The 9861-nt window shown below is 39.5% G+C and carries 5 protein-coding genes and 2 pseudogenes; 1 reads left to right on the top strand and 6 read right to left on the bottom strand.

The window, feature by feature from the left end; genetic code table 11:
* Positions 1-57 precede the first annotated feature (57 nt).
* From N824_RS16280 to N824_RS34355, 6 genes and pseudogenes are all read right to left on the bottom strand, one after another.
* Positions 58-663 carry an RNA polymerase sigma factor gene (locus N824_RS16280; RefSeq protein WP_084498362.1) on the bottom strand — a complete coding sequence of 202 codons (606 nt, stop codon included), beginning with the start codon at positions 661-663 and terminating at the stop codon, positions 58-60.
* A gap of 34 nt (positions 664-697) precedes the next feature.
* Positions 698-1786 carry a Gfo/Idh/MocA family protein gene (locus N824_RS16285; protein WP_048906222.1) on the bottom strand — a complete coding sequence of 363 codons (1089 nt, stop codon included), beginning with the start codon at positions 1784-1786 and terminating at the stop codon, positions 698-700.
* Positions 1768-3222: a Gfo/Idh/MocA family protein gene (locus tag N824_RS16290; RefSeq protein WP_048906223.1), complete on the bottom strand. Its 1455-nt coding sequence runs from the start codon at positions 3220-3222 to the stop codon at positions 1768-1770. The genes N824_RS16285 and N824_RS16290 overlap by 19 nt, the downstream gene beginning before the upstream one ends.
* A 5-nt stretch (positions 3223-3227) precedes the next feature.
* Positions 3228-6680, bottom strand: coding sequence for a DUF1080 domain-containing protein (locus tag N824_RS16295; RefSeq protein WP_052334166.1), 3453 nt, complete (start codon positions 6678-6680; stop codon positions 3228-3230).
* Between the two features lie 49 nt (positions 6681-6729).
* Positions 6730-7050: pseudogene (locus N824_RS35580) on the bottom strand (hypothetical protein).
* Positions 7051-7073: 23 nt separating this feature from the next.
* A pseudogene (locus tag N824_RS34355) lies at positions 7074-8030 on the bottom strand (Gfo/Idh/MocA family oxidoreductase).
* Between the two features lie 383 nt (positions 8031-8413).
* Here N824_RS34355 and N824_RS16310 point away from each other — a divergent pair.
* A complete protein-coding gene (locus N824_RS16310) occupies positions 8414-9682 on the top strand; it encodes an ROK family protein (RefSeq protein ID WP_048906225.1) in 1269 nt (422 codons plus the stop codon).
* Positions 9683-9861 lie beyond the last annotated feature (179 nt).

The following is a 9861-nucleotide window of genomic DNA, read 5'->3' on the forward strand; positions in this document are numbered from 1 at the left end:
ATAGTAACCCAGAGACACAGACGTGAATTTTATAGACTAAGAAATTAAAATATTTATTTATGCAATTATTTTGTAGACATGCTTTACCACCATTTTCTCGCGCAATTGCTTAATTCCGCGATACACCAGCGTTCTGCAGGTTTCAACAGATATGTCCATAACACTTGCAATTTCCTCATATTCAAGTTCAGAATTGAATCTTAGGTATAATGCTTCTTTTTGTCTGCTAGGCAGCAGTTCAAGCTGTTTATTAAGTTTTGTGATAAGTTCCGTTTGAACCTCATCATTGGTAACCTGATCTTCCAGACTTCCAAAAATGGTGAAAAGAACCTCAATGTTATGATTCTCCTGAGTGCTGAGCTTTTTCAGCTCTTTACATATCTTTCTTTTAAGAGAAGTAAAAAGATAAGATTTAACATTTACGTCAGTAGATAAATTACTGCGGTATTTATAGAGATCAACAAAAAGATCATGGATGCTATCTTTAACCAGGTCAACATCGTCAGAGAACCTTAATCCGAAGGCGTACAGTACGTCAACAAACTGTGTATAAATAGAATGTAAGGCATCATCGTCTCCATTGACAAATGATGCCCATAAACTGTTGTCTGTATCTTTAACAATCACATTCATTCTTCTATAGTACAAAACTATCCTGGTCATGTAACGATAACAGCACTGTGGCGTTAAGATTACATTAACTCTTTAACAAAACCATTTGTCCCGTCCTCACTGATTCATCACAGGCAAATGCAATCCTTAAACTATTAACCGCATCTTCAGTTGCATCTGTAAGGTTCAGGTCTTCTTTAATAGCTTTCAGAAAAAAGCGTTGTTCACGATTACATAGTTCCTGATGATCCGGTTCATCTTTAAGATCAACCCACTCATCGGCCCTGGCAAACTCATTATCTTTATCCAGATCAGCATAATGTACTTTTATTGATTCTGTTTTAGTATGTGAATCAATTGAATCCGACTTCCCTGATTTCGATGCTTCTTTGGCAACTATAGATACCGCGCCCTTCGGTCCAAAAACATCTTTAATAAAAAAGGCAGTTTCACTAACCATTGGGCCCCAACCAGCTTCATACCAACCAACTGAACCATCTTCAAAACGAATTTGAAGTTGGCCGTAGTTGTAATTCCACTCAGGTATTTCATCGGTAAGTCGGGCACCAATAGCGCTAACCTGAATAGGCCTTGACCTGGTCATCTGGCACATCACATCAATATAATGCACCGCGCAATCCACTATGGGGCTTAAACTTTTCATCAGGTTACGGTGTACGGTCCATTTCGGACCATGGCTTTGTTGGTTCAGGTTCATCCGCATTACCAACGGTTTACCCATTTGCTGCGAAAGCTGAATAAACTTCTCCCATGAAGGGTGATAACGCAATATATAACCAACAACCAGCTTCTTACCGGCCTTTCTTGCTGCCTCTGCAACACGCTCAGCACCTTCTACAGAATCCGCCAAAGGCTTCTCTATAAATACGTGGCAGCCACTCTCCAGCGCTTTAACAGCAAAAGCCTCATGAGTATCAGGATAAGTAGAAATGCAAACTGCATCAGGCTTTGTAGCCTCAAGTGCCTCATAGAAATCGCTGAACAACGGATAACCTCCGCCCAGCTTTTCATTTACAATAACCTTACTGTTACCTGTTGATACAATTCCACATATCTCAAAGCCGTCTATGGTATGGTAAGCCATAGCATGAGATTTACCCATGTTACCGCAGCCAACAACCAGAACACGCAAATTTACACTCCCAAACTCCATCCTGCACGATAATTACGTTTAACAAATTGGTTCACCTCATCAAAGTTGGTAACCTTAAGATTCGCCTTATCCCAGATCAGTTTAATATCCCTGCCCGGATAACTGATTCCGCCATCAGCATTTCTTCTCTGAACATCAGTACCTCTAATGGCCAGGTTTGCTATTAGTAGCGTTTCTGTAAGCGGTCCTGCAATTTCAAAAGGAGAGCTTAATTCTATCTTTCCATATCCTGCAATAGCAGCTTCGGCCCATTGTGTGTAATGGCCGTCTTCACCACCAGGTACTCTAGGGGTTTTCTTTTTAGTATGGTCGTGCTCATTTTTTGATAAAGGCAGCAGTCTCGGGTTAGACCCATAAACATCACAGATCATTTTCCCTTTGGTCCCTTCAAACAATACACCATTATCGCCAAATGCCTCATTCGGTCCTAACTCTACCGGACGAACAGGCTTAATGCCGCCGTCCATCCAGTGAAGCTGTAAGTCACCTTTTGTTCTTTTTGTTTCTTTAAAGGTCATGATCACGTGACTGGAAGGCGGACAACTTTCAGGGAAATACCCCCTCTTAAATTCATCCACATACACACTACCAACACTACATTGTACATCAAGAGGAGTATCAAGACCTAAAATGCTAAATGGAGGTTCTACAAGGTGACAGCCCATATCGCCAATTGCACCTGTACCATAATCCCACCAGCCTCTCCAGTTAAACGGAACCATTTTCTCTATATAAGGCTTATATGGGGCACTGCCCAACCATAAATCCCAATCCAATTCCCTAGGTACAACACCATTAGTAGCAGGCCATGCAATGCCTTGAGGCCAAACGGGGCGGTCAGTCCAGCAGTATACCGTATGTACCTTACCTATTAAACCAGCCTCGCACCAATCTTTCAATTGCCTTACTCCATCACCAGAAGCGCCCTGGTTACCCATTTGCGTAACTACCTGATAGCGTTTTGCCGCTTCAGTTAATACACGGGCTTCATAAATATCATGTGTTAAAGGCTTCTGAACATACACGTGTTTATCAAGCTGCATAGCAGCAAGAGCTATCATAGCATGATTATGATCTGGTGTAGAAACTACAACACCATCAATGTTTTTCGATTCCTTATCAAGCATCTGGCGATAGTCTTTATAATACTTCGCCTTCGGAAATCTCTTAACAGAACCAGCAGCCCTTCTATCATCAACATCACATAAAAATGCAATATCAGATTTACCACCTTTATAAATATTCGCTATATCACTTTCACCTTTTCCACCAACACCCACGCCGGCAACTTGTAAACGGTCGCTCGGCGCCAAAAATCCTTTTCCTCCCAATACATGTCGGGGCACGATCATAAAACCAGCGGCTGCAAGCGCGCTGGTTTTAATAAAGTTTCTTCTAGAATTATCTGTTGATGAGTTTAACTTATCTTCAGTCATGTTTTTTATTTTTTCTTTTTAGCAGATTCTTTTTTAGTTAAATCCTTTTTACTTAAATCTTTGATCCTTATATTTCTGAATTCTACAGGAGAACCATGTCCAAGGAAACCAATGTGGCCGCTGTCGCGTAATAAACCCGGATGTTCCTTACCATCTGCGGCACCATTCTTTCTAGCCTCAGTAATGTCGCCATCAAGAATTACAGTACCATTAAGGATCACTTTAATTTTAGGGCCTTTTACTACAACTTCTTCATAATTCCATTCGCCAAGTGGTTTAAGGAAACCTCTTTTTGCTGGTAAAGTACCATATACAGAACCATGGTACTGATACACATGAAGGTCTTTATATATTGGAGCCTCATTATCTAAAATCTGAAGTTCCATACCTGTATAAGCGGCGTCACCCTCTAAAGGTGCTCTAATACCCAATCCGTTATTCGCACCCGGAGTTAATTTAAATTCAAAACGGTAAATAAAGTCGCTAAATTCTTCTTTAGTAAATAAGTTACCACCCGAACCTTTTCCTGGTTTAGGACGAATGGCAATATTTCCATCCTCAATAGTGTAATCAACAGTGTTACCAGTCCAGCTGTGCATGTTTGTACCATCAAACAACACTTTATAACCTTCTTTTTTCTCTTGTGCACTTAACTCAAATGGTTTTGCACGAGGGATTTCTCTGATGTAAAGATCACGATAAGCAACTGGCGAACCATGCGCTTGTAATTCGATTTGCTCTTCAGCAAAAATAGGAAGACTTCTGTCCCAGTAGTTTTCAAGGATTACATTATCAGTTACCAACACACCGTTTAAGTAAACAGTTACGCGGTCACCTTTCATCAAAATACGGAAGGTATTCCATTCGTCAAGTTTATTGTCAGCAACTTTAAGTGGTTTGCTTTCATTTACCTGGTTGTTGTACAAACCACCTGAACCAACCTGAGCACCTACATTTGTACGGGCATTATCCCACATTTGAACCTGAGGTGTACCACGCAAATAAATACCGGCATCACCCTCTCCTTTTTTATCATCAATAATTTTCCAGTCAACAAGCATTTCAAAATCACCATACTTTTTAACAGTGGCAAGGTTATTTCCATGGCTCATGAACTGAAGCTCACCATTAACAGGCTTCCAGCTATCACGTGCCTCAGCATCCGCTTTTTCCTGCTCAGCAGCCAGTGTTTTAGCATCCATTTTAGAACGCTTAATCGGGTCTGCCACTAAACCTTTCCAACCTGTAAGATCAGTTCCATTGTACATCGATACAAAACCTTCACCTGCTTTCATTTCAGAAATGTATTTACGCATCCCTTCTTTCTGATAGCCACTATCAGCACCTGTTATTACCTCAATGGTTTTATTTAACAAACCTTTAACCAGCTCACCATTATAGGTACCTGCAAGCGTAATATTCATTACTGCATTTGCAGCAGCTTGTTGTAAAGCAGCGTCATCTAAATATTTACCGGCAAAAACAATTGCATTGAAACATTTAGCTTGCTCAACATCTTTTAAAATCTGTTGTTTTTGCTCGTTGGTTTGAGCCACAGCCATCGCATTACGAAGTAATAACAACTTCTGCTCCGCAGGATACACACCTTCTCTAACCGAACGCAGGTATCCGTTGATGGCAGTATTCAGGAAAGCAGCATTTTTAGTCTCGCGTGCAATCTTAATTAATTCAGGAGCCGCACTGGCATCAACCCATGCAGACAATGCATCTAAAGCAGCTTTTTGAGTTTGCTCATTACCTGATGCAAAAGCATCAGTAACCGCTTTTAACGATTTCTCGCCGCCTAAGCTTGCAAGAACTTTGTAGAAAAGTAATTTCTTGTTTTCAGGTGCCGAGGTCATTTGTTGTAATACCGCATCAACCTGTTGCGAATTGTCGCCGCCGCCACTTACTGCAGCGATAATAGCTTCCTGTACAGCAGTTTCCTGTGCTCCGGAGCTTTCATTCAACAAAGTAAACAATTGAGGTAAGTTGTCTTTCACAACAACGTGACTTAAGGCAGCATATGCCGCTTGCTGTACTTCAGGTTTTTTACTTTTTAACTGATCATAAACGGCATTTAGCTGACCGTTTGCAGCACGAGATGCCAGCAAATTGATTAATGCAACCTGTACATTTGGTTTCGCAGATGGAATAGCAGCAGCAATCTTTTCGGTAATTCCTGTTCCTTTCATTCTGTGAATTGCGTTAGAAACAGCAGTCACATTAGCAGTATCGCCTTTGCTTGCCAACTTAAGCAAATCGTCAAGAACCTGATCCTGACCAATGTTAACAGCCGCATTTATTGCAGCTAACTTTACAGTTTCATTCTTACTTTTAAGCAACTTAATTACCGCAGGTAAAGCTTCTTTAGCACCACTTTGACCAAGCATGCTTAAAATACCGGCTTTTGCATCATCATCAACCTTACCTAGTTTCTTAACCCAAATATGCGTTGAGGCCGAGGTTACATAGGGTACAGCAAATTTCAGGGCAGCAGCACGATATTCAGCATTTTTATCGCCCGCAGCGTCTAAAAGAAGCTCCTGGTTATTGTCTTTATTTGCCTCAACCAATACTTTTAAAGCACCGGTACGCACACCTACCAATTCATCAGTGTTTACTTTGCCAGCTATATCTTTAGCAATTTTTTCAGCAAGTTCTTTATTGCCATTTTTCAACAATTGTTCTGCATAGATCAGGTAAACTGCTGCAGTATTCGTGTTTTCATACTTAAATCCACTTTTATCAGCAGCTGCAGCAAATACAGGTTCAGAAGAAGGATCTGCAATATAAGCAAGTGCATACAATGCAACTTTAGCGACATTTACATCACCATCGGCAGCCAAAGTATTTATAGGCTGAGCAGCTTCTTTAAAACGGCTGTCGCCTAACGATTCTATAATCGAAAGTTTGGCAGCACCGTTCGCTTTTGCCAGGCCACCCAATAAAGCTGCTTTTGAAGCCGGAGTATTGATTTTAACCAACGCTCTTGCCGCAGGATCTGCCAGTTGCTCATCAGTTAAATACCCTTGTATACAAGAAATCGCATCGTCCTTACCTACCAGGTCAAACTGACTGATGATAAACGATTTATTTTGTTTGTCAGTTAATTTCTCTAAGGCTTTGCAATAAGCACCAACCGCCATTTTTCTCCAGTCTTCTTTTCCATTCTGAGTGATGAAAGCAGAAAACCCTCCAACAGTATACTCAATTAATGAATTATTGCCTTTACCCGGAGCAGTTAGGCCACTTATTAAAGCTACATAACCATCTTCTCCAAGATTGGCTATGTCGTTTACGTTATTTTTAAAAAGCTCAGCATCTCCCGCAGGCATCTGGGCAAGCAAATCGGCAATGCGGGTGGTTACGGTTCGTTCGTCTTTTTTTGCCTGTCCGTTTGCCACATCTTGCAGCATTACAACTGCCAACAGGATAAAGAATATCTTTTTTATCATTATGATATGTGTAAAATGTTAATCTGAATTGTTTAAATGAACTGTTTAATTAAATAGTGAAAGGTGCACGCATTACAGGATTAATTAATCTGTTAGCGCCTTCATCATCAATAAACTCTTGTTWWNACCRGAYMRAAWTTYRMNTKAAMKGMMKARWMTSRAMKSRNATYAWMYYWAYSTWAAMRRTATTRMATNNNCGGNGTCMATWTWMTKNNTTKAACGCGAATTTCTGTCTGGTTTTAACAGATTCAACAAAGTCGGTCATTTGTGGTGTAGGGTCAGGGAACGCAGCCAGTTTACGCTCTAGATCCGGAATGTCCGATTTAAAGCCCGGGTATAATTTACCTTTAGGCCCTTCAATGTAAGGCACGTTAGTATCCTTTCCTTCGCCATCTAAAATAATTTGGCAACYMTYWSCSTNASWMKAMGNTYWTCCNNTCYTMYAYWTWCSMWSAKSRTYRSYRWRTTRTTNNKKAGNYGKCRANWKSAAMRGAWACNKRACNTGNSTWWCANTNMWKKRCCTAAAAAGTATTGAATCGGGTCAATATAATGTTGTCCCATATCACTTAAGCCACCACCATCATAATCCCAGTAACCACGGAAGGTTTGATGAACCCTGTGTGCATTATATGGTTTGTAAGGTGCCGGGCCAAGCCATCTGTCGTAATCCAATTCAGGAGGTACTGGCTGAGGCTCAAGGTGATCCTTACCTACCCAGTAAAACTTCCAATCATAACCTGTATGTTTACCTACAGTAACCTTTAAAGGCCAGCCTAATAATCCACTGTCAACCAATTTCTTAATTGGTTTTACAGTTGTGCCCATTCCATAAAAAGTATCTTTAAAACGGAACCAAGTATTTAAACGGAACATTCTGCCATGTTTTTGAACAGCTTCCATTACACGTTTACCTTCTCCAATAGTATGGGTCATTGGTTTTTCACACCAAACATCTTTACCTGCATTTGCGGCATCAACTGCCATAATACCATGCCAGTGAGGTGGAGTAGCAATGTGTACAATATCAACTTCAGGAAGTTTAATCAGTTCACGATAATCGCTAAATGTTTTAACGCCTTTATCTAACATGGATGTTGCCAGATCAAGGTGCCTTTTATCAACATCACAAACAGCAACTACCTGAGTGCCATCATATGTAAAATGACCACGTCCCATTGAGCCAACGCCTATTACAGCCTTGGTAAGCTTATCACTTGGTGCAATAAATCCTGTTCCTCCAAGTACATATCTTGGCACAATAGTAAATGCGGCAAGTCCTACAGCCGATTTCTTAATAAAATCTCTTCTCGAATTTTGGTTTTCTGGTTCTTTAGGTTGTTTAGGCTTCATATTTTCATTTATGTGTGAATTATATATTCAATTGTATTGTTTTTATATATCAGAGCTACACTAAATAACATATAACTGCATAGTTAGAAATAACTCGCAGTAAGTTCGTCAGGCTCATATTTGGTACAGAGTCAAATACCGGTTAAATATTGACTGTTGGATTCATTTTTTTTGTGGTTCTTAAGGGTTCATATATATGGTTGCATGGGTGTTCAATTTTTAATACCTCCAAAGGCACCGCTAAATCGAACACTTGCATTGTTAATATTAGCGAGAAATTGTCAAAAACACAAAACATTATTAATTTATTTACGTATTAAAAATACTTTTGTAATTTTTTAACATAAGTTATCTATATTTAACGAAATAGAGTAATTAAAGCTATGGATCTTCGTCTATTAAATAACATAACAAAACCAACGCGCGATAAGCAGCTGATTTATAAATATCAGCTTGTGAAACATCTTTTTAATTTAGGACCAAGTTCAGTTTCCACATTATGTGATACCATGAACATGAGTACACCGAGTATTTTAAAACTCATTACTAATTTAATGGACGAAGAGTGGATAGAAAAGAAAGGTTACGGAATATCTATGGGTGGCAGAAAGCCCGATTTATACGGATTAAGGGATAAGAAAATCCTGATCCTCTGTATTGATATAGAATTGTTTCATACTAAAATTGCCGTTATGGATAACAACTACAACTATATAATTGAAGCTAAAACCATCGCTTTGCCTATTTCAAAAAGCAGCAGATCCGATTTCTTTAGTATTTTAAGTACGCATGTAGATGATATTCTAAAAGCTCAAAACATTACCAACGACCAGTTAATTGGTTGCAGTGTTGGCATGCCTGGTCTAATTGATTCCGAAAAAGGCAAAAGCTATAGTTATTTTCTTAGCGATCAGGAAAACACCTCTTTAACCGCTGCATTTGAAACCACACTAAAACTACCCGTTATTATACAGAATGACGTAAATGGATCATCAATGGCAGAATTTGCACATGGAATGGCAAAAGGCAAACAAAATGCTTTGATACTGTTAATGGATTGGGGTGTTGGTTTAGGAATTATAATGGATGGGAAATTAAGAAAAGGTGCCAGTGGTTTTTCTGGAGAGTTAGGGCATATCCCTTTTGTAGAGAATGGCGCATTGTGCTATTGCGGCAAACACGGTTGCCTGGAAACCATTGCTTCGGGTAATGCTTTATCTGAAATGGCAAAAGAAGGTATCTTATCGGGCAAAAACTCTATGTTAAACAAGCTCTCTAACGAAGAATTGCAAAGGATTGAACCTGATGTAATTATAGAAGCAGCAAATAAAGGCGATCAATATGCTATCCAGCTATTATCTAATATTGGTACTTATATGGGAAAGGGAATTGCTGTGCTTATTCAGCTGTTTAATCCGGAACTGATTATTTTAAGCGGGAAAATTGCCGAAGCAAAACAATACATCACTCTGCCAATGCAGCAGGCAATTAATACATATTGTATGACGCAAATCAGAGAAAGAACAACAATTGTGTCATCTGAACTTGGCGAAAACTCAAGGCTTTTGGGCTATGCTACAACTGGTATTGATCATTTTTTGGAGGCTTGCATTAAGAAAGCCGGAAAATCAAAGTCCCGGCTTTCTGCTTAGTAAAGTGCTCGTCATCCTGAATTTATTTCACTGTTGTCCGGAAAAAAATATGGGCTAGCTGTTAAGCTAGCCCTTTGTTGATATATTTGAGTTACCACMMWRWTCAGATGACACAATTGTTGTTCTTTCTCTGATTTGCGTCATACAATATGTATTAATTGCCGAAGCAAAACAATACA

Source organism: Pedobacter sp. V48 (assembly GCF_000523515.1).
In the GTDB taxonomy this organism is placed as follows: Bacteria; Bacteroidota; Bacteroidia; order Sphingobacteriales; family Sphingobacteriaceae; genus Pedobacter.